Source organism: Methylophilus sp. VKM B-3414 (assembly GCF_032248435.1).
GTDB classification, from domain to species: Bacteria; Pseudomonadota; Gammaproteobacteria; order Burkholderiales; family Methylophilaceae; genus Methylophilus; species Methylophilus glucosoxydans.
The window spans coordinates 363,658-385,033 of the sequence record NZ_JAVTLI010000001.1; the positions used below are offsets into that span (position 1 = coordinate 363,658).

Below are 21,376 nucleotides of genomic sequence, written 5' to 3' on the forward strand. Positions count from 1 at the left end.
ATGCAGGCTGACCATGGATCAGCGCATTAAACGCAGTTAATATCGCAGCATGAATGATTTATTGTTTGTCTATGGCACCCTGCGTCAGGGCAATACTAATGCGATGGCGCTGTATCTGGCTCAGCAGGCTGATTTTGTCGCCTATGGCTGGTTTCAGGGGCTGATGTATCAGATTAGCTTCTATCCAGGCGTTGTGGCTTCTAACGACCACTGTCATCGTGTATATGGAGAGGTATATCGCCTCCGAGATACGCAAAGTGTGTTGACCATGCTGGATGAGTATGAAGAATGCAGTGCCCGGCATGCACAACCCGCGGAATATCAACGGGTTCAAACACAGATTCTCACGATAGATGATCAGCTGCTTGAGCCAGTATGGATTTATCTCTACCAATGGCCTGTAGCAGATGAGGCGAGGATAGTGACCGGGGACTTTATGCAGCCGATACAGATGGCTTAAAACACAAAGGGCGCTTTCAGCGCCCTTTGCGTATTTACTCGTCTAAAAATTAGAGTAACAAGCGTCTTACATCACTCAGCATCACACGCAGATGGCTGGTGAAACGTGCGCCGTCCGCGCCGTCGATGACGCGGTGATCGTATGACAATGACAACGGCATGATCAGGCGTGGGTCAAAGCCGCCCGTGTCTTTGTTGTACACCGGCTGCATGGCCGCGCGGGAAACTCCCAGAATCGCGACTTCAGGGCAGTTGATAATCGGCGTAAACATGGTGCCGCCAATGCCACCGAGGCTAGAGATGGTAAAGCAGCCGCCTTGCATTTCCTCAACTTTCAGCTTGCGCTCACGGGCCTTGGCAGACAGGTCCGCCAGGTCACGTGCAATGTCCATCACGTCTTTCTGGTTCACGTCACGTACCACAGGCACGACCAGGCCGTCCGGTGTATCGCAGGCGAAGCCAATATTGTAATACTGCTTGAGGATCAAGCTATCGCCTTCAGGGGACAAGGAGGCGTTAAAGTTAGGGTAAGTACGCAGGGCGTTGACCACTGCTTTCATCAGAAAAGCCAGCAAAGTCAATTTCACGCCACGCTTCTCGGCTTCGGCCAGCATGGACTTACGGAAGTCTTCGAGGTCGGTAATATCAGCCTCATCAAACTGTGTTACATGCGGAGCAGTGACCCAGTTGCGGTGCAAGTTGGCGCCAGACAGCTTCTTGATGCGGGAAAGCGGTTTGGTCTCTATATTGCCGAACTGGCTGAAATCAATGACCGGCATGGGCAAGGTGCTTAAACCACCGCTAGTACTCATGCTTTCAGAGCGTGGTTTAGACAGTTCACCTTTGACGTAGGCTTGTACATCACTTTGCAAAATACGGTTTTTAGGGCCGCTGGCTTTCACCAGTGACAGGCTCACCCCCAGTTCACGCGCAAACTTGCGGACAGACGGGCTGGCATGTGCCAGTTTGCCGCTGCTGGCTACGGTGCTGGCAGCCACCGGGTTAGGCGTGGCTTGCGGCTGGATGACTTGGGGAACTTCAGCCACCGGGCGGGTAGGCTCAGGAATCGCAACCTTGGCTTCATCCACCGTTACAGTAGCCACCACGGGTGTGGCGGTCGGCTGCGGGGCCACTTTTTCTGCCGGTGCCGCTTCGCCAGCGGTGTCCAGTGTCAGAATCAGGGCGCCTTGCTTGGTTTTGTCGCCCACTTTGATGTGAATTTCCTTGACCACGCCAGACAGCGAGGAGGGGATATCCATAGAGGCTTTGTCAGACTCTACGGTGATTAATGAATCTTCCTTGGCGACGGTGTCACCGACGCTGACCAGGACTTCAATGACGTCGACGCTGTCAAAGTTGCCGATATCCGGCACCAGTACTTCTTTGATAGACATATTGTGTATGTTCCTTATGTCGTGACCTTAGATCGTAGCCGGGTTGGCACGACTAATGTCGATATTGTATTTTTTAATGGCTTCGGCGGCCTTGCTGGCTGGCAGTTTGCCGTCGTCCGCCAGGGCTTTCAGTGCGGCCAGCGTCACATAGTAACGGTCAACTTCAAAGAAGCTGCGCAGGGCTTCACGGGAGTCAGAGCGGCCGTAACCGTCTGTACCCAGGGTCACGAATCTGTTGGGTACAAATGGACGAATCTGGTCGGCAAAGCTGCGCATGTAATCCGTAGAGGCAATCACAGGGCCCTCTGCTTTTTGCAGCGAGGCTTCAACATAGCTCAGTTTAGGTTTCGCTTCTGGATGCAGCAGGTTGTGACGCTCGGCGTCAATACCGTCGCGGCGCAGCTCGGTAAAGCTGGTCACACTCCAAACATCCGCAGACACGCCCCAGTCTTGTTCCAGCAACTCGGCGGCAGCAATCACTTCACGCAGAATCACACCGGAACCCATCAATTGTACTTTCGGGCCTTTGGCTTTCGACTTGCTGAAGCTGTACATGCCTTTGAGGATGCCCTCGGCACTGCCTTCCGGCATAGCCGGATGGCTATAGTTTTCGTTCATCAGGGTGATGTAGTAATACACATCTTCCTGATTTTGTACCATGCGGCGCATGCCTTCCTGGATGATCACAGCCAGCTCGTAAGCAAAGGTAGGATCGTAGGAGATACAGTTAGGAATGGTCGCGGACATCAAGTGGCTATGGCCGTCTTCATGTTGCAAGCCTTCACCGTTGAGGGTGGTACGGCCAGCAGTCGCGCCCAGCAAGAAACCACGGGCACGGCTGTCGCCCGCGGCCCAGGCAAAGTCGCCAATACGCTGGAAGCCAAACATGGAGTAATAGATGTAGAACGGAATCATCTGGGTGCCGGTAACGCTGTAAGACGTCGCCGCTGCCAGCCAGCTGGCAAAAGAGCCGGCTTCGTTAATGCCTTCTTCTAAAATCTGGCCGCTTTGTGATTCCTTGTAGAACATCACCTGATCAGAATCTTGTGGCTCATACAACTGGCCCACCGAAGAGTAAATGCCCAGTTGGCGGAACATGCCTTCCATGCCAAATGTACGCGCTTCATCCGGCACGATAGGCACCACATATTTGCCGACTTGTTTGTCACGCACCAGCGTAGACAGGATACGCACAAAGGCCATAGTGGTGGAGATTTCACGGTCACCGGTGGCGCCCAGCATGTTTTCAAAGGCTGACAGTTCAGGCACGGTCAGCTCGTTGCCTTTACGGCGGCGGCTAGGTACAAAGCCACCTAAAGCTGCGCGGCGCTCCATCATGTACTTGATTTCCGGGCTGTCTTCCGCCGGACGGTAGTAAGACAGGTTTTCTACCTGCTCGTCAGTCAATGGCAGGTCAAAACGGTCACGGAACGCCTTCAGGGAGGCAATATCCATGCTCTTTTGCTGGTGGGTGGTATTCTGGCCTTCGCCGGCTTCGCCCATGCCATAACCCTTAACAGTTTTGGCGAGGATGACAGTAGGTTGACCTTTATGAGTCACTGCGGCCTGGTAAGCCGCAAATACTTTGTGCGGATCGTGACCACCACGGTTCAGACGCCAGATATCGGCATCAGACATGGCAGCCACCATTTCACGCAGTTCTGGATATTTGCCAAAGAAATGCTCGCGGGTATAGGCGCCGCCTTTTTGTTTAAAGTTCTGGTATTCACCGTCCACGCACTCTTCCATGCGTTTGCGCAGAAGGCCGTCTTTATCCATTGCCAGCAGCGGATCCCAGTAAGAACCCCAAATGACCTTGATCGCGTTCCAGCCCGCGCCACGGAAGTTGGATTCCAATTCCTGAATAATCTTGCCGTTGCCGCGTACCGGGCCATCCAAGCGCTGCAAGTTACAGTTGATGACAAAAATCAGGTTATCCAGACCTTCACGCGCCGCCAGCGAGATCGCGCCTTGTGATTCTGGCTCATCCATCTCGCCATCGCCACAGAATACCCAGACTTTGCGGTCTGAGGTATCGGCAATGCCACGGTTATGCAGGTACTTGAGGAAACGTGCCTGGTAAATCCCGGCCAATGGCCCTAAACCCATGGACACGGTAGGGAACTGCCAGAAATCCGGCATCAGCCACGGGTGCGGGTAGCTGGACAGGCCATTGCCACCGGTTTCCTGACGGAAGTTATCCATCTGCTCTTCAGTGATGCGGCCTTCAAGGAAGGCACGTGCGTACACGCCTGGTGAGGAGTGCCCCTGGAAATACACACAGTCGCCACCAAAACTCTCGTTGGCTGCACGGAAAAAGTGGTTAAAGCCCACGTCATATAAAGTGGCTGCAGACTGGAAGCTGGCGATGTGACCGCCAATGCCGGGCGATTTTTCATTGGCACGCAACACGGTCATGATCGCATTCCAGCGGATCAGGGCACGGATACGGCGCTCCATCTCGGGATCGCCTTGCAGTTTAGCCTGCAAGTGGGTGGGGATGGTATTCACATAAGCGGTGGTCGCTTTGTAAGGCAAATGGCCACCAGAACGGCGGGCCTGATCAATCATTGCTTCCAACAGAAAGTGGGCACGTTCTGGCCCTTCATTCTCAATGACTGCGCTGAGGGCTTCTAACCACTCCTGGGTTTCTTGTGCGTCTGTTTCATTGAGGTGTGCTTGCGAATGCGTTGCCATGCGTGAGGATTCTCCGAGTTTTAAGTCGCTATGCGTATAATCTAGCTTCGAGCAATGCCTAGAGCTGAGAAAGTGTTGATTACCAAGAAGGGATTCCGAAATTGGACACTACTTTTATGGTATCACGTTGCTGCACTCAAGTGATGAGTCTCAGCAAGCTATCAATTAGCTGTAAGTGTCTCTTTTTTGACGCTTTTGGTCAAGTTTTGCATCAGCTAGACACGCTTGTCTACTGGCTTTTGCTACGTTTATTTAATATTTTATATAAGAGTGTTTTCTGACTGTATGCGCATCGAGTGGTCCCAAAATTCTGAAGTCAATTCAACCGTGTTGTCCGCATTTGCGCAGCATATTTTGCTGGTATTTGAAGAAAAATACTTTTCTACCCTGCCATTTGGCGAAGCATTAGCCGCAAAACTGGCGCGGGCTGGCCTCACTGCCGCTGATTTGGCACAAAAGCCGGTCACGCTTGAATGGCCAGATGGCCGCCTGGTGAGTCTGGTACAAGTCGAGGCCAGTAGTCCTCGTTTTGCGTTGAATAGCCTGTTACGCAGCGCGGTGAAGCCGTTGCTGGAGGAGCATCCTGCGCGCATCGCCATTGGTGTGTATGCAAAAAAACAGGCCACCGTGCTGGCCCGGCAGGCGGCGTATGTCACGCTGGTGAATGCGCAAGCTTTGCCGGTGCTCAAGAAAAAGCACAAGGGTCAGTCCTTACGAGAAATCGGCCTGTTTGGTGTCGATGCCCTCGACTGGACGGAAGAGGTCACCGCTGTGGTCGCTGGCAATACCGTCTGCCGCGCGTTGACTATGACGCCGCCCAATATGTTGACGCCATCGCTGTATCAACAGTGCTTGCAATCTATGGCCAGCGAAAAAGGGTGGCAATATGAGGCGTTTGATATTGATAGGCTAAGGGCGTTGGGCGCAGGTGCTTTTGTGGCCGTCGCGCAAGGCTCGGAGCCGCAGGATGCCGCGATTGTGAGGTTGAGCTATCGCCATCCGCAGGCGAAAAAAACGCTGGCGCTGGTGGGCAAGGGCATTTGCTTTGATACCGGCGGCCATAATTTGAAATCGGCCAAATATATGCAAGGCATGCATCAGGACATGAACGGCAGCGCGGTGGCGGTTGGTGTGTTGCAGGCGATTAGCGCACAACAGTTGGCTGTGAATGTGGACTGCTGGCTTGCCCTGGCGCAAAACCATATTGGCCCCAATGCTTACAAGCAAAATGATGTGGTCACGGCGCTCAATGGCATGACCATCGAAATCGTGCATACCGATGCCGAAGGCCGTATGGTGCTGGCTGATACCCTGACTCTGGCCAGCCGCAGCAAACCGGATATCATCCTTGATTACGCCACACTCACCGGCAGCATGCAAACTGCGCTGGGGTCGCGTATGAGCGGCATTATTGCCAACCAACCCAGCCTGGCGCAGCAGATGGTCGAGGCCGGTACTGAGAGTGGCGAGCGAGTGGTGGCGTTTCCATATGCAGAAGATTACGACAGCGAATTGGACAGCGAGATTGCCGACATCAGGCAGTGCACAATCGACAGTGATGCGGACCATATGCTTGCCGCGCGGTTTTTAGGCAAGTTTATCGAGCATGAGGTCGATTGGTGCCACATAGACTTGTCGTCTTATACACACAAAGACGGTTTGGGTGCGGTCGCCAGTGAGGTGAATGGCTTTGGTGTGGCCCTCACCTTGCAATGGCTCAAGCAGTTTCTCGCCAGCAAAGCTAAACGTTAATTTGGGGGTGCGTGCTAGCCACACGCCCCGCATCTGGCCAGCCATTCGCGACCTTTCAGCATCAGGTGCCAATAGACCTTTGGTAACAGGTATTTCTTGAGCCACCAGGCAGAACGGCGGGCTTTGGTTGAATCCCAAGGGAAGGTGGGGACGATTTTGCCACCATAGCCAAATTCGGCAAGGATGATTTTGCCTTTTTCAACCGTCAGCGGGCAGGAACCATAACCGTCATAACGCGAGGGCAGTGCCAGGCCCGCCCGCGCCGCCAACAGGTTTTCTGCGGCAATGACCACTTGTTTGCGGGCAGCCGCTGCGGTTTTGGCATTGGGGGTGTTGGTGCAGTCGCCCACGCCGAAAATATCTGGATAGCGCACATGTTGCAAACTGTGCTGATCGACTTCCACCCAGCCATCCGCATTCGCTAACGGGCTTTGCTTGATGAAGTCGGGCGCCGTTTGTGGCGGCACCACATGCAGCATGTCAAACGTTTCGCTGATGCGCTGCACGTTGCCGTCGGCATCCTTGATATTAAACCAGGCGGTTTTGTTGGGGCCGTCCACTTCTACCAGCGTGCTATTCAAATGCAAATCCACCTGATAGCGACGGATATACTGCATCAGCGGCTCCACATACTCTTTCACGCCAAACAAAGCGGGTGCGGCACTGTAAAACGAGGCCTTGATCTGGCCTAGCCAACCCTGCGCCAACCATTCTGCACAAGAAAGATAGAGCGCTTTTTGCGGTGCGCCTGCACATTTGATTGGCATGGGGGGCTGAGTGAACAGGGCTTTGCCCGACTGTAATTGCTGCACCAGTTGCCAGGTGTAAGGAGCCAGGTCAAAGCGGTAGTTTGAGGTCACCCCATGTTTGCCCAGCGTTGCTGGCAAACCTTTAATGCCCTCCCAATGCAGTTTAAGGCCTGCGGCAACCACCAGTTGTTGATATTGAATCTTGCCCAGGCGGTCAGTGACAACGTGTTTCTCTTCAGGCATAAAGCCGGTCGCTGCCGCGTGTAGCCAGGTGACACCGTGCGGGATGCATTCAGCCATGGGGCGTACCGTATTCGCTGCGTCAAACTCGCCCGCGCCGACTAAGGTCCAGGCTGGCTGGTAATAATGCTGCGCTGCCGGCTCAATAATGGCAATCGCAAGTGTGTTATCGCGTTTTTTCAGGCTGGCAGCCATAGCACAACCCGCCGCGCCACCACCGACAATCACAATATCAAAGTTATTTTTTTGCATGGTGTGAAACCGTCTTCTCTTATTGATTTTATTCTTTGAACCAGCCTTTAACTTTATCCAGTAAGCCCTCTTTGGTCTCCGCTGATCCACCGCAACAAGCAGGTTTGCTTTGGGCAGCCACAGCGGGCGACTGTAAGGCCAGTTGGTAGACTTGATTTGCCCGGTTGCCAGTACGGCAAAAGCCGACGACGGGTCCCGGGTGGCTGATCAGCAAGGTTTGCAGTTGAGCCACATGCTCGGTTGAGATCTGGTTGGGGACTACCGGGATGTACGCATAGGCTATGCCTAGCGCTGTCGCTTGCGAGGCCAAGGCCTCGCTGACAGGCTGCGATTCGCCGCCCTCGCCATCAGGCCTGAAGTTGACCACCAAGGTCGTGCCTTGCGCAGCCAGCGCATTTAAATCTTCAGGCGTGAGTTGGTCGCTGATACTGTAATGTTGGTCGATTTGTTTGAGATTCATCGTGACGTCCTCGGCAATGATGCATGGTCCCCGCCGGATTATTTGCAAAACTCGTGGTGTAACACCTGGATCACCGCAAGCGCGGCGGGGCTGCCTATACGGTAAAACACGTTTTTACCTTCGCGGCGGGTGGTCACCAGCTGCGCTTCGCGCAACACGGTTAACTGTTGTGACAAGCTGGGTTGCCTGAGATTCAGGCAGGCCTCTAATTCACTGACGGATTTTTCGCCCTGTGACAGTTGGCACAACAGCATCAAGCGGTCTGTATTGGCCATGGCCTTCATTAACTGACTGGCTTGATCGGCCGAGGCCCTTAGCTGATCAAACAGATCCACCGCAATTTCTGAAGTTTGCATATTACCCCTTGCATAATCATTTATATTTTTATTTTCTTTGTACGTTGAAATTCAATCATAAACCTGTTGTCACAGATTGTGTACGCTTTAACACTTATCTGGGCATGACTTTTTGTGTGTTGCGGATGATGGAATGACGGGGTGCGTTATCAACTTATTCCAATTTGTATATTTTTTGGGCAAGCTTGCGGTCAATCATATGACGATGACCCTCGACCTCTACCAAGTTGCCATCGCACGTTCACATGCCAAATCCATCTGAAACAGGGATGCAAATCAAACTGTGATAAAGTGCAGTACATAAAAAAAGTGGCTGTCATGCAGGTATGACAAGCAAAAAAATGAACGAATGGGGATATTGGGATGATGCAATCATTAGGATGGATCAGTCTGTTTCCAGAACTGGAAGCATTGGAAGACTCTGCAAAAAAACTGGTTTCGCAGTATGCGCGCATTGTAGAGGCGCCGGTTGGTGCGATTGGCTATCGCGAAGGTGACCATTGCGGCGGCTATGTGCTGCGTTTAAAAGGGCGCTCGCGCGTTTATAAAATGTCAGCCAGCGGGCGTGAAATCGTGCTTTATCGCGTGGGTGCCGGTGAAACCTGTGTGATCACGACAACTTGCCTGTTAGGCAACAGCCAATATCCGGCCTCTACCGTGGTTGAAGATGACATTCAGGATGTGATTATCCCGGAAGCCATTTTTCATAAACTCATGATTGATTCGCCGGTGTTCAGGCAGTACGTCATGCAGAACTATGGCGCACTGATCAGCGACCTCATTGTGTTGCTGGATGAAGTCGCTTTTCAGACGCTGGATGCACGCCTGGCCAAGTGGCTGTTGGACATGGGCAATAACACCATACAGCGCACCCATCAGCAGATCGCTGACGAATTGGGCACCGCGCGTGAAGTCATCAGCCGCCAGCTTAAGCGCCTGGAACAAAAAGGCTGGTTGACCATGGGACGCGGCGTGATTGAAATCCAGCAACGCGGCGAGTTGCTCAAGCTGGCCAATAGCAATCAATAACCTGCTTGTATCCACGCTGATACAAAATTTCGCTCACGGCGTCCTGTCTGTGCGTCATCGCACTGCACAGCCTGCACGTTATCAATCTCAACTGCCACATGCAGTGTGAATGTTGAGAGGAGAAACAACGTGCGTAAAACTATCGCAATCAGTGCCTGGATGTTGCTGGCCAGCCAGGCTGCATTTGCCGATGCCGAATATATAGACCGGGCGCGGGTGCTGTCTGTGGCGCCCCAGGTGCAACAAGTCAATCAGCCACGTCAGGAGTGCCGGACTGAGTACATTAATGAAAGTGTTTATCAGGCGCCGGCGCGATCTAACACCGGCGCCATTATTGGTGGCGTAGCAGGTGGTTTGCTGGGCAGCACCATAGGCCGGGGTGGTGGCCGTGTGGCTGCTGCCGCTGTTGGTGCCGGGGTAGGCGCCATTGTCGGTGACCGCGTGGACAACCATAATCCCTATGGCAATGAGCGTGTTGTCACCCGCCCCGTGCAGCAATGTGTGATGGTGGACCAGTGGCAAACCGTGACCACGGGCTATCTGGTGAATTATGAATATCAGGGCCGCCAATACGCTACCATGATGGACCGCGATCCCGGCCCTTCGCTGGAAGTGGCTGTGATGGTGAGGCCAAATGTCGCACAGGTACAGCCGATGCCAGCACCAGTCTACCGTCCAGCCGCCATGAGAGGACATGGTCCGCGCCACCATCCATCTCCACAATATTGGTAAGTTTCTGATTGAGGCTCATGACGCGTTGCCAGAGATGGCAGCACGTTTATGCTTTGAGCAAGACGATCACGGCCCCGCTGCCGCCATCATTGGCCCGTGCCTGGGCATAGGCAATCACTTCATCCTTTTGCATGAGCCAGTTGCGTAATTTGTGTTTAAGCACAGGCTCTTTATTGCGCGAGCCCAGGCCTTTGCCATGCACGATGCGTACACAACGCAGCCCACGTTTTTTACAGCCGGCAATAAATTCGGAGACTGTGACCCTGGCCTCATCACTGATCAGGCCATGCAAGTCGATATGCGCTTGCACCACCCAATGACCACGGCGCAGTTTGCTTAACACCATCGGTGACTGGCCTTCGCGCAAATACAGTAATTCTTCGCCGCTTTCGAGTTCGTAGGCAGGGATGTAGTGGTCGCTGAGCGAATCGATCAGTGCCTGTTTTTCATCGCGGATCAGTTGGCGCGGAATCGGTTTGGGTTTTTTGGGCGCATGGGAAACGCGGTTGGTTTTGACCGGACGTGCGCCTTTGACTGCTTCGTAAAACAGTGACACATCATTTTCATCGTTGTCCGGATGTTCTTGTGACATAACCCGATTTTAAAATAAAAAAGCGCACCGGGGTGCGCTTCTTCACGATTGCTGCTGGATTTATTCCAGACTGGTCAGATAGCGCTCGGCATCTAGCGCGGCCATACAACCGGTGCCGGCGCTGGTGACTGCCTGGCGGTAAATATGGTCTTGCACATCGCCCGCAGCAAATACACCGGGGATGCTGGTGGCTGTGAAATTGCCCTGGCGGCCTGCCTGGGTGACGATATAACCACCCTCCATCTCCAGCTGGCCTTCAAAGATTTGCGTATTCGGCTGGTGACCAATGGCAATAAACACGCCTTTGAGGGGAATGTCTTTGGTGGTGCCAGAATTGACGTCTTTCAGCCGCATACCCGTCACGCCCGTGTTGTCACCGAGCACTTCATCCAGCGTCTGGAAGGTTTCCAGCACCACTTTGCCTTCTTTCACGCGCTCCATCAGCTTGTCTACCAGAATGGCTTCGGCCTTGAATTTGTCACGGCGGTGAACTAGGGTGACCTTGCTGGCAATGTTTGCCAGATAAAGCGTTTCTTCCACTGCAGTGTTGCCGCCACCCACTACGGCGACCTCCTGGTTGCGGTAGAAGAAGCCGTCACAGGTGGCACAGGCGGACACGCCTTTGCCCGCAAACGCTTCTTCGCTGGGCAGGCCCAGGTATTTGGCAGAAGCGCCTGTTGCAATAATTAGCGCATCGCAGGTGTACTCGCCACTGTCGCCCACCAAACGAATCGGTTTTTCTGTGAGATGGGTGGTATGAATGTGGTCAAAAATCATCTCGGTGTTAAAGCGCTCGGCATGTTGCTGAAAGCGCGCCATCAGTTCCGGACCCATGACGCCGTTGGCATCTGCAGGCCAGTTATCGACTTCAGTTGTGGTCATGAGCTGGCCACCTTGCGCGAGACCAGTGATTAAAACCGGGTTAAGGTTGGCGCGAGCCGCATAGACGGCTGCCGTATACCCGGCAGGGCCGGAGCCAAGAATCATTAAACGGGCGTGTTTAGTTGCCATGGTGAAAATTCCATTCAGGAAGGTTATTTTTATTCAGATGGGGATGACCATCGATTTTTAAATGGTCATATTCCAGTCAAGTGATCAATATATAAAGATTTTTTCAGCAAGCTTGTTAGCATCCAAGCAGTTTTTTGGCTTAGGCCGCTTTGCTTAACATCGGCTACGCCGAGTGAGCCTACAACGAAAGACTGCATCCGTAGCTTATTTTTCTAATAAGCTACGTAACATCCATTCAGTTTTTTAGTTCCGACATCACCAGCAGGTTAGCCTGCACTGAAAGACTGCTCGAAATTACTTTTCCAACAAGCTTCTTAGCATCCAAGCAGTCTTTTCATGAACCTGCAGGCGTTGAGTCAGCAAGTCAGCCGTGGCTTCATCAGAGGCTTTCTCTGCTGCCGGGAACACGCTACGTGCTGTGCGGCAAACCGCTTCATGACCAGCCACCAGTTCGCTGATCATGTCGTTGGCTTTAGGCACGTCCACGGTTTCTTCAATCGAAGTCAGCTTGGAAAATTGTGCGTAAGTGCCTGGCGCATACACGCCCAGTGAACGGATACGCTCAGCCACCAGGTCTACGGCCAATGCGAGCTCGGTGTATTGTGTTTCAAACATCAAATGCAAGGTATTGAACATCGGGCCAGTGACGTTCCAATGAAAATAGTGCGTTTTGAGATATAACGTGTAAGTGTCTGCCAGCAGCTTGGACAAGCCTTGCGCGATTTCCTGGCGGTTTTCATTGTTAATTCCGATATCCATGAGCTCTCCTTGTGAGTGATTAGGGTATTTTAGAACCTCGTTCCCCTGTCTGCAATTTGATTTTGCTATAATCATTTAAGTTCACTCTTGCAGAGAAAGAGACAACATATTGTTTTTTAATAAGAAAAAAGCCGCTAATGTCCGTCTGGAAAAAGTCTCGACGGAAAAACAGCTGCGCGACGCCAAGCTTATCCGTGAAGTTGCCTGGATTGCGCTGGCGGCACTCGGTGTTTTTTTGGCGGTGATTTTACTGACTTACTCGCATGAAGATCCAGGCTGGACGCACGCGGTGGGGGAGAGTGACCGCATTCACAATGCAGGCGGCACGGTTGGTGCCTGGATGGCCGATATTTTTCTGTCTCTGTTTGGATTTTCTTCCTGGTGGTTTGTGGTGTTGGCTTTTTTTGTGGTGTGGCTCATGTATCAGCGGCTGCACCAGAATGCGGCTGAAAAGCAGGATTGGTGGTTGAATGCCGTCGGTTTTGCCTTGATGCTGCTTGCCTCTGCAGCCCTGGAGTCTGGGCATCTGGTGAGTTTGCCTGCTGATTTTCCACTCAAGCAGGGTGGGGTGATCGGTAGCGGCATCGACCATCTCCTGCGCAATATGTTTGGTTTTGCCGGATCGACCATGTTGTTGCTGGTGTTATTTGCAACGGCCTTTAGCCTGTTTACTGGCTGGTCGCTGATCACCATGAGCGAACGGCTCGGTGAGTGGGTCATTCAGTTTTACCAATGGAGCGTATTGAAATACCAGGACTGGCAAGACCGTCAAGTCGGCCGTCAGGTGTTGCAGGCGCGTGAAGAGTTTGTCGAGGCGGAACGCAAGCGCATTGAAGACCGCAAGCCGGTGGAGATTACTGTGCCTGAGGTTGCCATCGCGCCAAGCGAGCGCGTGGTCAAAGAGAAACAGGCGGTGTTGTTTGAGGCCATAGAGCAGGAAGGCCTGCCACCGTTGCATTTGCTGGATGCGCCTAACCAGTCGGTGGAGTTGCAATCGGCAGAAACTCTGGACTTCACCTCGCGCCTGATTGAGCGCAAGCTCATGGATTTTGGCATCGAGGTTAAGGTGGTGACCGCGCAACCCGGGCCGGTGATTACGCGCTATGAGCTGGATCCGGCACCCGGCGTCAAAGGTAGCCAGATCACTAACCTGTCTAAAGATTTGGCGCGGGCCTTGTCCGTGATTAGCGTGCGGGTGGTCGAGACGATTCCTGGCAAAAGCTATATGGGGCTTGAAATCCCTAACCCCAAACGCCAGATCGTCTCACTCACCGAGATTATGGGTAGCCAGGCTTATGCCGATTTAAATTCGCCGCTCGCGATTGCCATGGGTAAAGACATTGCCGGCAAGCCGATTGTGGCCGACCTGGCGAAAATGCCGCATGTGCTGGTGGCGGGGACCACCGGTTCTGGTAAGTCGGTGGCGATTAATGCGCTGATTTTGAGTTTGTTGTACAAAGCGGAAGCCAGCCGCGTGCGCATGATCCTGATTGACCCGAAAATGCTGGAATTGTCTGTATATGAAGGCATTCCGCATTTGTTGGCGCCGGTGGTGACCGATATGCGCCAGGCCGCCAATGCTCTCAACTGGTGTGTGGCCGAGATGGAGCGTCGCTATAAACTGATGTCTACGCTGGGTGTGCGTAACCTGGCTGGCTATAACCAGAAAATTGTCGATGCGAAAAAACAGGGTACTTCGATCCCGCATCCATTTAGTTTGACACCGGACGAGCCGGAGCCACTCGATGAAATGCCGTTGATCGTCGTTGTGATTGATGAGCTGGCTGACTTGATGATGGTGGTAGGCAAAAAGGTAGAAGAACTGATTGCACGCTTGGCGCAAAAAGCCCGTGCCTCAGGCATTCATCTGGTGTTGGCCACGCAACGCCCTTCGGTAGATGTGATTACCGGCCTGATTAAAGCCAACGTGCCCACACGCGTGGCATTCCAGGTATCGAGCAAGATAGACTCGCGTACCATTCTCGACCAAATGGGCGCCGAAACTTTGCTCGGCCAGGGGGATATGCTGTATCTGCCGCCCGGTAGCGGCTATCCGCAACGGATTCACGGTGCATTCGTCAGTGATGGCGAAGTGCATAACGTGGTTAACTTCCTCAAGGCGCAAGGCGAACCAAACTACATTGAAGGCATTCTCACCAATGAGACCGAAGGCGGCGACCTGGATAGCCTGGGTGGTGGCGAGGCCAGTGCGGGCGGCGAAAAAGACCCGCTGTATGATGAAGCGGTGGCGATTGTGCTCAAAACACGCCGCGCCTCTATCTCATCGGTGCAGCGTCAATTGCGCATAGGCTACAACCGCGCTGCCCGCCTGATAGAAGATATGGAACGTGCCGGACTTGTCTCTGCCATGCAAAGCAATGGCAACCGTGAGGTATTAGTAAAAGCCGGAGGAGACCATGAATAAAGTATTTACCCGAGTGCTGCTGGCGTTATGTAGCGTATGTCTCATTTCAACGGCATTTGCCGATGGCATCGATGATTTAAAGCAGTTCTACCAGAGCACGCATGCCATGCGCGCCAACTTCAAGCAGACCGTGTTTGACCAAAAAGGCCGCAAGCTGCAAGAGGTCAACGGCACCATGCTATTGCAGCGGCCCAACAAATTCCGCTGGGATTATCAAAAGCCTTACGAGCAGCAAATCATCAGCGATGGCCGTCAGGTATTTTTGTTTGATGTCGACTTGCAGCAAGTCACCCTGCGTACGGTAGATAAAGTATTAGGCACCAGTCCCGCGGCTTTGCTGGCAGGTGGTCCTAATGTCGAAGAGAGCTTCCGTCTCACGCGTTTGCTCGATTTTGAGGGCTTGCAACGCGTACAGGCCAAGCCAATTCAAAAAGACAGTGGTTTTCAGGTGGTGATTATTTCCTTCAGCCAGGGCAAGCTGGCAGAAATGCGGCTGGTGGATGCGTTTGGTCAAAGCACGCATATCGTGTTTTCAAATGTGGAAGTGAACCCCAACCTCAACGCCAACCAGTTTCTGTTTACTGTGCCCAAAGGGGTGGATGTCGTTGGCGAGTAGCCAGTAGACCGCGCCAGAATCATCATGTCATCCCTGTTTGAACCGCAAACTCCCTCCAGTATTCCACTTGCTGAGCAGCTACGACCAAAAACATTGTCTGAAGTGGTCGGGCAAACCCACCTGCTCGGTGAGGGCAAGCCGTTGCGACGCGCATTTGAATCCGGCAAGTTGCCCTCGATGATTTTATGGGGCCCACCAGGGGTGGGTAAAACCACATTGGCGCGCCTGATTGCGCAAACTGCGGATACCGAATTTGTGCCGCTCTCTGCCGTGCTATCCGGCATTAAAGATATCCGCGAAGCCGTTGAGCGTGCAGAACTCACCTTGCAACAAACGGGTCGCAATACTATCCTGTTTGTCGATGAGGTTCACCGCTTTAACAAAGGGCAGCAGGATGCGTTTTTGCCTTATGTCGAAAGTGGGCTGATCACCTTTATTGGCGCCACCACCGAAAACCCCTCATTTGAAGTCAATAGCGCGTTGCTGAGCCGGGCGCAGGTGTTTGTACTCAATGCACTTAATGAAGACGAGCTGGCGCAATTGCTTGAGCGTGCGCGCTTAAAAGTCGCACCTGCTGTTGCCCTAGATGAGGCGGTGCAAGAACAGGTGCTCGCCTATGCCGATGGTGACGCCAGACGCCTGCTTAATTTTGCTGAAGGCCTGTTTAACGGCGCCATTGCAGCCAAAGTCGATCGCATAGATGAATCCTTTTTGCAGTCCACCATGGCTAGCAAGCTGCGCCGCTTTGATAAAGGCGGTGAAGCCTTCTATGACCAGATTTCTGCCCTGCACAAATCCGTGCGCGGCTCAAACCCGGATGCCGCCTTGTACTGGCTCATGCGCATGCTCGATGGTGGCGCCGAACCCCTTTACCTCGCGCGCCGCATTATCCGTATGGCCTGGGAAGACATCGGCCTGGCTGACCCTCGCGCCATGCAGATTGCCAATGATGCTGCTTTGACCTTTGAGCGTCTGGGGAGCCCCGAAGGCGAACTGGCCCTGGCCCAGGCAGTGATTTATCTGGCCGTGGCGGCCAAAAGTAATGCGGGCTATATGGCTTATAACCAGGCCAAAGCCTTTGTTGCACAGGATAAATCCCGCACCGTGCCGCTGCATTTGCGTAACGCTCCCACCAAGCTAATGAAAGCATTGGATTACGGCAAAGAATACCGCTATGCCCATAACGAGCCTGAGGCCTATGCGGCAGGTGAAAGTTATTTCCCTGACGATTTAGCACCGCAATCCTTTTACCAACCCACACCACGCGGTTTGGAAGGTAAAATAGGTGAAAAATTAAAGCACCTGAAGGAACTGGATAAAAAAGCTAAAAAATAATTTAGCCACAGAGGACGCAGAGTGCACAGAGAAAACCAAATGGACGATTTGACTGGTCAGATTATTGGGGCAGCCATTGAGGTACATCGTGAACTTGGTGTGGGTTTAATAGAGTCTGTTTACGAAAGCGCACTTTGCCATGAGCTTTCGTTGCGTAGCATTGCATATCAACGCCAGGTTGAAGTAAATGTGCGCTATAAAAACGTTGTGATTCAAGGTCAGCGGCTGGATTTACTGGTGCAAGGTGAGGTTGTTGTGGAGCTGAAAGCACAAACAAAATTGCCTGATTTTGCCTATGCACAACTGATTTCATATTTAAAATCGACAGGCTTGAAGCGTGGCCTGTTAATTAATTTTGCAGAGCCTAAACTGGTCAATGGAGTCAAACGGGTTTCTCTGTGAACTCTGTGTGCTCTGTGGCTAAAATAAAAGAAAGAACTTATGTTAGACATACAACAACTTAGAAACGATTTGGACAATGTTGTGGCACGTTTGGCGGCACGCAAATTTGCTTTCCCGGCAGAAGAGTTCAAAGCGCTTGAAGCGCAGCGCAAAACCATTCAAACCAATACGGAAAATCTTCAAGCCAAGCGCAATGCAGCCTCCAAGCAAATCGGCATCGCCAAATCCAAAGGCGAAGATGCCAGTGCGATTCTGGCTGAGGTAGCTGGTTTGGGCGATGCGCTGAAATCGGCGGAGGCAGAGCTCAATGATGTACAGGCCAAAATGCTGGTCTTGATGCAAAATGTGCCTAACCTGCCGCATGAGAGCGTGCCGGTCGGGCAGGATGAAAGCCAAAACGTCGAAGTGCGTCGTTGGGGCACGCCACGCCAGTTTGACTTTGCCGTCAAAGACCACGCTGATGTCGGTGCGGCATTAGGGCTGGATTTTGATACCGGGGCAAAACTCTCAGGCGCGCGTTTCACCTTTATGAAGGGCCAGATAGCCAAACTGCACCGCGCGATTGCCCAGTTTATGCTGGATACCCAGACCGAGAAACATGGCTATACCGAGTGCTATACGCCGTATATGGTTAACCGCGAAACCCTGATCGGTACCGGCCAATTACCCAAGTTTGAAGAGGATTTGTTCTCTACCGCCCACAATGACAGCAAGCTCTACCTGATCCCGACTTCAGAAGTCACGCTGACCAACACGGTGCGGGATGAAATTGTCGCCATGGACAGCCTGCCGATCAAGCTGACCGCGCATACCCCATGCTTCCGATCAGAGGCCGGGTCTTATGGTAAAGATACCAAAGGCATGATCCGCCAGCACCAGTTTGATAAAGTCGAGATGGTACAGATTGTGCACCCTGACACCAGCTATCAGGCGCTGGAAGAAATGGTTGGCCACGCCGAGGCGATTTTGCAGGCACTCGAACTGCCATACCGTGTTGTCTCGCTTTGCACCGGCGATATGGGCTTTGGCGCCGCTAAAACCTACGACCTCGAAGTCTGGTTGCCCGCACAGAATACCTACCGTGAAATTTCATCTGTTTCCAACTGCGAAGCCTTCCAGGCGCGCCGTTTGCAGGCCCGTTTCCGTAATGCCAATGGCAAGCCTGAGTTGTTGCATACCTTGAATGGTTCTGGCCTAGCCGTCGGCCGCACGCTTGTAGCCGTGCTGGAGAATAACCAAAACGCTGATGGCACGGTGAATATTCCTAAAGCATTACAACCCTATATGGGCGGAAAGACCCTGCTTAGTTAATAGATTCAACCATTGTTTTTTAAAATGCCTTGGTTGATAGCCAAGGCATTTTTATTTCTAACTAGTATGTGTTACATGGCATCAATTGTTGCGATCAATGACTCAGAAAATTGTACTTATTATCAGAAACAGCATGTCACAAAAATTTCATGCAACTTTACTTAACTCCTAAGCACATACGTATATGTCATTCACAGAAAAATGACATTGGTATGACAAATCTATGAAATTTGTTAAACAGGAGCTGAGATCATGAAAACATCACTACGTTTTATCCCTTTAGCATTGTTCATTTTTTGCGCCAGCGTGCAATCTACCCCGTTTGACGCAGGCAATGGTAAACAAGGTTTTAAATTGACTTGCAGTGAATTCAATAGCAGTTTAGAGGAGTGCAAAACCAAGGCCAAAGACCTATGCGCCAGTGATTTCAAGTTGGTGGAACATCATGTGCTCGATCACCCAGATGCTGGGGATGGTTTTTATATGCCAACAGAACACCATTTGGTGGTTGAATGCAACAAAACTTAATGGTTTGAATTTTTTATGATGCCCTGGCTAACAACCAGGGCATTTTTATGTCTGCGATTTTGTATGGGTCTACGCCAGGGTCATAGGGCGGAAAGTATTTTTGCATGATCTGGTAATAGCTTCTGACCAGCTCGGTATAGATCACGGGCGCGCCGCAGCTGCAGTAGCCATGTTTGGCGTTAACGTAGTGGGTGGGGTCATTGAGCAGTTGGTAGCCGCGTTTGACGTCTGCCCAGCTATCGGGATTGAGGCCCAGGCGCTGGGCAATGATGCGTGCATCTTCCAGGTGGCCGACGCCGTTGTTATAGGCGGCCAGGGTCATAAAGGTACGGTCAGGTTCAGGGATGCGTGCGGGAATGCGGTCTTTCATCCATAGAAAAAACTTGGCGCCAGCCATCACGCTTTGCTTGGGGTCTAGCCGGTCGGTGACGTTCATCATGTTAGAGGTTTGTTCGGTGAGCATCATGAGCCCGCGCACATTGGTGGGCGAGGTGCTGTAATTATCCCAGTGAGATTCCTGGTAGCTGAGCGCGGCCAGCAATCGCCAGTCGATGTCGGTGATTTCTTGTGCATTTTTAAACAGGCGGATATACCTGGGCAGCAAGGTCTGCGATTTGGTGAGGAAGGTAACCACATCAACCGGTTTTAAACGTTTGGTATGGCCGTGATAGCGGTCAACCAGGTTGCGCAGTACGCCATTTTTTTCGATCTGCTTGAAAAAAGCCTGTACTTGTTTGAGCCGCGGTTCGCCATGCAGTTTGTTTAGCGCCCAGGCGATTTTGTCAGCCTGGCCCAGCATCATGCCAGCATCCAGCTGCGGATAGTTATATTGCAAGATCGCCAGCAGGTGATTGTCTGCCACGGTAAAGTCGATCTCATTGCGTGCCACCGCTTCAATCAGTTGTTCTGAGCTCATTTTGTCGGACTCTTTCCAGGTCAGGCCCGGATACTTGGCCTGCAGCTCGCGCATGCGTTCAACAAAACTGGTGCTTTTGGGCAGCACAATGCGTTTATTCAAAAGCGCATTGGCATGAGTCGGCTCACTGTTTTTGTCGCGGTTAAACACCACCATGGACTGCACCTGGTTAAACGCCGGTCCAAACAGCACTTGGCGTTTACGCGCAGGGGTGATGCTGATGTCGGCGGCGGCAATGTCGGCGTCGCCTTTGAGCAGAGTAGGGAACACTTTGGAAAAACTGTCTACCACCACGAATTCGAGTTTATACGGCGGCCCCAAAAACTCGACAAAGCGTTTGGCCAGGTCATATTCCAGACCGGCGTAATTGTTCTGGCTGTCGATAAAGTAGGTGCTGGGGCTATTGATCGTGACAAAGCGAATGGTGTAAGGATCCGGCTTGGGTTTGGCACGTGTGGCTGGCTTGGTATCACTATTATCGCTACACGCACTGAGCCCCAGGCAGAGCAGGGCCGTTAACCATACGGCGCGAACCAAATGGGCAGAGAGAAAACGCATGAGCCAGCAAAGCGGCAGTGAAATGCCGCCAGTTAAACCCGTGTTGCGATCTGGCCCTGATCTGCAATCAGGATGGTTGTGGCTAGTTTGGCAAAAATACCATGCTCAACCACGCCGGGGATATTGTTCAGTGTTGCGTTGAGGCTATGCGCATCCAGGCCAGCCTCAAAGCGCATATCCAGCACCAGACTGCCGTGGCTGGTCATGCACAAGCCGTCTTTGGCCACATTAGGCCGTAGCTCTCCCGTGCCGCCGATGGCTTCAATGCTGCGCTTGGCCGCTTGCCAGGCAAAAGGCATCACTTCAATCGGGATAGGATAGTTCTGGCCAATATGAGGCACCAGCTTGCTCTTATCTGCCACAACAATAAACTGTTTGGCCGCCTTGGCCAGCAGTTTTTCCATGACCAGATCATAGCCGCGGCCTTTGAGCAGGGTGTTGTCGGGCGTGATTTCATCCGCGCCGTCCACATAAAGATCTATCTGGCTGAGCTGTTGCAGGCCCAGCACGGTCAAGCCAACGCTTTGCGCCTTGATCATGCTGATGGTGGAGCTGGCAACCGTGGTCACCCGCAGGCCTTGCTGCTGGCGTTGCGCCAGCGCTTCAATAAAGTAATTGGCGGTAGATCCTGTGCCCAGGCCTACGATCATCTCGTCTTTGACGTAGCTGGCAGCTTCCAGCGCGACGGCTTGTTTGTCATTCATCTTTATCATCTCCGTGCTGGGGTCATACATTTTATTCGCTCGGGCGTCTTAGGTGTCATTCCATGACAGCCGATCGACGCTTGCAGTTATAATAGCAAA

Annotated in this window: 20 protein-coding genes; 10 read left to right on the forward strand and 10 right to left on the reverse strand. The window is 52.5% G+C overall.

What is annotated here, in order from left to right; translation table 11 throughout:
- The first annotated feature begins 49 nt into the window (after nt 1–49).
- The gene (locus Q9292_RS01650; protein WP_275356903.1) at nt 50–460 is read left to right on the forward strand and encodes a gamma-glutamylcyclotransferase; all 411 of its coding nucleotides are present in this window, start codon (nt 50–52) and stop codon (nt 458–460) included.
- Nucleotides 461–509: 49 nt separating this feature from the next.
- On the opposite strand, the gene aceF is transcribed toward Q9292_RS01650, so the two are convergent.
- Complete coding sequence (gene aceF, locus Q9292_RS01655; protein WP_313983974.1) at nt 510–1,853, reverse strand: dihydrolipoyllysine-residue acetyltransferase; 1,344 nt, start codon at nt 1,851–1,853, stop codon at nt 510–512.
- 27 nt (nt 1,854–1,880) lie between these two features.
- Entirely contained in the window at nt 1,881–4,550 is a 2,670-nt protein-coding gene (gene aceE, locus Q9292_RS01660) for a pyruvate dehydrogenase (acetyl-transferring), homodimeric type (protein ID WP_275356901.1), read from the reverse strand.
- Nucleotides 4,551–4,835: 285 nt separating this feature from the next.
- Between aceE and Q9292_RS01665 the strand changes: the two genes are divergently transcribed.
- A complete protein-coding gene (locus Q9292_RS01665) occupies nt 4,836–6,302 on the forward strand; it encodes a leucyl aminopeptidase family protein (RefSeq protein ID WP_313983979.1) in 1,467 nt (488 codons plus the stop codon).
- A 14-nt stretch (nt 6,303–6,316) separates the two neighbouring features.
- Here the strand turns inward: Q9292_RS01665 and Q9292_RS01670 are convergent, their stop codons facing one another.
- From Q9292_RS01670 to Q9292_RS01680, 3 genes are read right to left on the reverse strand one after another with little or no spacing between them, the layout of a single operon-like run.
- Nucleotides 6,317–7,543, reverse strand: coding sequence for an FAD/NAD(P)-binding oxidoreductase (locus Q9292_RS01670; protein WP_313983982.1), 1,227 nt, complete (start codon nt 7,541–7,543; stop codon nt 6,317–6,319).
- Between the two features lie 28 nt (nt 7,544–7,571).
- On the reverse strand, nt 7,572–8,003 hold the full coding sequence (locus Q9292_RS01675; protein WP_313983985.1) for a beta-lactamase hydrolase domain-containing protein: 432 nt from the start codon (nt 8,001–8,003) through the stop codon (nt 7,572–7,574).
- Nucleotides 8,004–8,041: 38 nt separating this feature from the next.
- Nucleotides 8,042–8,359: an ArsR/SmtB family transcription factor gene (locus Q9292_RS01680; RefSeq protein WP_194747095.1), complete on the reverse strand. Its 318-nt coding sequence runs from the start codon at nt 8,357–8,359 to the stop codon at nt 8,042–8,044.
- 363 nt (nt 8,360–8,722) lie between these two features.
- Between Q9292_RS01680 and Q9292_RS01685 the strand changes: the two genes are divergently transcribed.
- Nucleotides 8,723–9,388, forward strand: a complete 666-nt coding sequence (locus tag Q9292_RS01685; protein WP_194747094.1) for a Crp/Fnr family transcriptional regulator — start codon at nt 8,723–8,725, stop codon at nt 9,386–9,388.
- A 129-nt stretch (nt 9,389–9,517) separates the two neighbouring features.
- Nucleotides 9,518–10,120 (forward strand): glycine zipper 2TM domain-containing protein, encoded by a 603-nt coding sequence (locus tag Q9292_RS01690; protein ID WP_313983991.1) that lies wholly within the window; start codon nt 9,518–9,520, stop codon nt 10,118–10,120.
- A gap of 46 nt (nt 10,121–10,166) precedes the next feature.
- Here Q9292_RS01690 and Q9292_RS01695 read toward each other — a convergent pair whose 3' ends face one another.
- The 3 genes from Q9292_RS01695 to Q9292_RS01705 all read right to left on the reverse strand — a co-directional run bounded on the left by Q9292_RS01695 (nt 10,167) and on the right by Q9292_RS01705 (nt 12,482).
- Entirely contained in the window at nt 10,167–10,712 is a 546-nt protein-coding gene (locus Q9292_RS01695) for a Smr/MutS family protein (RefSeq protein WP_194747092.1), read from the reverse strand.
- Nucleotides 10,713–10,772: 60 nt separating this feature from the next.
- Nucleotides 10,773–11,723, reverse strand: a complete 951-nt coding sequence (trxB, locus tag Q9292_RS01700) for a thioredoxin-disulfide reductase (protein WP_194747091.1) — start codon at nt 11,721–11,723, stop codon at nt 10,773–10,775.
- A 294-nt stretch (nt 11,724–12,017) separates the two neighbouring features.
- Nucleotides 12,018–12,482, reverse strand: coding sequence for a Dps family protein (locus Q9292_RS01705; protein ID WP_194747090.1), 465 nt, complete (start codon nt 12,480–12,482; stop codon nt 12,018–12,020).
- A 109-nt stretch (nt 12,483–12,591) separates the two neighbouring features.
- Between Q9292_RS01705 and Q9292_RS01710 the strand changes: the two genes are divergently transcribed.
- The 6 genes from Q9292_RS01710 (at nt 12,592) to Q9292_RS01735 (ending at nt 19,099) form a co-directional block, all read left to right on the forward strand.
- Nucleotides 12,592–14,907, forward strand: a complete 2,316-nt coding sequence (locus Q9292_RS01710) for a DNA translocase FtsK (protein ID WP_313983998.1) — start codon at nt 12,592–12,594, stop codon at nt 14,905–14,907.
- A complete protein-coding gene (lolA, locus tag Q9292_RS01715) occupies nt 14,900–15,523 on the forward strand; it encodes an outer membrane lipoprotein chaperone LolA (protein WP_275356893.1) in 624 nt (207 codons plus the stop codon). The genes Q9292_RS01710 and lolA overlap by 8 nt, the downstream gene beginning before the upstream one ends.
- A 24-nt stretch (nt 15,524–15,547) precedes the next feature.
- Nucleotides 15,548–16,858 carry a replication-associated recombination protein A gene (locus Q9292_RS01720; RefSeq protein WP_194747087.1) on the forward strand — a complete coding sequence of 437 codons (1,311 nt, stop codon included), beginning with the start codon at nt 15,548–15,550 and terminating at the stop codon, nt 16,856–16,858.
- A 39-nt stretch (nt 16,859–16,897) separates the two neighbouring features.
- The gene (locus tag Q9292_RS01725) at nt 16,898–17,260 is read left to right on the forward strand and encodes a GxxExxY protein (RefSeq protein ID WP_313984005.1); all 363 of its coding nucleotides are present in this window, start codon (nt 16,898–16,900) and stop codon (nt 17,258–17,260) included.
- 39 nt (nt 17,261–17,299) lie between these two features.
- Complete coding sequence (gene serS, locus Q9292_RS01730; protein ID WP_313984008.1) at nt 17,300–18,571, forward strand: serine--tRNA ligase; 1,272 nt, start codon at nt 17,300–17,302, stop codon at nt 18,569–18,571.
- Nucleotides 18,572–18,823: 252 nt separating this feature from the next.
- Entirely contained in the window at nt 18,824–19,099 is a 276-nt protein-coding gene (locus Q9292_RS01735) for a hypothetical protein (protein ID WP_313984010.1), read from the forward strand.
- 13 nt (nt 19,100–19,112) lie between these two features.
- Here Q9292_RS01735 and mltF read toward each other — a convergent pair whose 3' ends face one another.
- Nucleotides 19,113–20,573, reverse strand: coding sequence for a membrane-bound lytic murein transglycosylase MltF (gene mltF / locus Q9292_RS01740; RefSeq protein ID WP_313984013.1), 1,461 nt, complete (start codon nt 20,571–20,573; stop codon nt 19,113–19,115).
- A 32-nt stretch (nt 20,574–20,605) separates the two neighbouring features.
- A complete protein-coding gene (gene rpiA / locus Q9292_RS01745; protein WP_313984016.1) occupies nt 20,606–21,277 on the reverse strand; it encodes a ribose-5-phosphate isomerase RpiA in 672 nt (223 codons plus the stop codon).
- Nucleotides 21,278–21,376: the final 99 nt, after the last annotated feature.

Coding starts and splice junctions, on each gene's coding strand:
- aceE (WP_275356901.1), bottom strand. CDS start 4,550: ATGGCAACGCATTCGCAAGCACACCTCAATGAAACAGACGCACAAGAA.
- lolA (WP_275356893.1), top strand. CDS start 14,900: ATGAATAAAGTATTTACCCGAGTGCTGCTGGCGTTATGTAGCGTATGT.
- Q9292_RS01725 (WP_313984005.1), top strand. CDS start 16,898: ATGGACGATTTGACTGGTCAGATTATTGGGGCAGCCATTGAGGTACAT.
- trxB (WP_194747091.1), bottom strand. CDS start 11,723: ATGGCAACTAAACACGCCCGTTTAATGATTCTTGGCTCCGGCCCTGCC.
- Q9292_RS01665 (WP_313983979.1), top strand. CDS start 4,836: ATGCGCATCGAGTGGTCCCAAAATTCTGAAGTCAATTCAACCGTGTTG.
- mltF (WP_313984013.1), bottom strand. CDS start 20,573: ATGCGTTTTCTCTCTGCCCATTTGGTTCGCGCCGTATGGTTAACGGCC.
- aceF (WP_313983974.1), bottom strand. CDS start 1,853: ATGTCTATCAAAGAAGTACTGGTGCCGGATATCGGCAACTTTGACAGC.
- Q9292_RS01720 (WP_194747087.1), top strand. CDS start 15,548: ATGTCATCCCTGTTTGAACCGCAAACTCCCTCCAGTATTCCACTTGCT.
- Q9292_RS01680 (WP_194747095.1), bottom strand. CDS start 8,359: ATGCAAACTTCAGAAATTGCGGTGGATCTGTTTGATCAGCTAAGGGCC.
- Q9292_RS01695 (WP_194747092.1), bottom strand. CDS start 10,712: ATGTCACAAGAACATCCGGACAACGATGAAAATGATGTGTCACTGTTT.
- Q9292_RS01705 (WP_194747090.1), bottom strand. CDS start 12,482: ATGGATATCGGAATTAACAATGAAAACCGCCAGGAAATCGCGCAAGGC.
- Q9292_RS01675 (WP_313983985.1), bottom strand. CDS start 8,003: ATGAATCTCAAACAAATCGACCAACATTACAGTATCAGCGACCAACTC.
- Q9292_RS01670 (WP_313983982.1), bottom strand. CDS start 7,543: ATGCAAAAAAATAACTTTGATATTGTGATTGTCGGTGGTGGCGCGGCG.
- Q9292_RS01735 (WP_313984010.1), top strand. CDS start 18,824: ATGAAAACATCACTACGTTTTATCCCTTTAGCATTGTTCATTTTTTGC.
- Q9292_RS01650 (WP_275356903.1), top strand. CDS start 50: ATGAATGATTTATTGTTTGTCTATGGCACCCTGCGTCAGGGCAATACT.
- serS (WP_313984008.1), top strand. CDS start 17,300: ATGTTAGACATACAACAACTTAGAAACGATTTGGACAATGTTGTGGCA.
- Q9292_RS01685 (WP_194747094.1), top strand. CDS start 8,723: ATGATGCAATCATTAGGATGGATCAGTCTGTTTCCAGAACTGGAAGCA.
- rpiA (WP_313984016.1), bottom strand. CDS start 21,277: ATGAATGACAAACAAGCCGTCGCGCTGGAAGCTGCCAGCTACGTCAAA.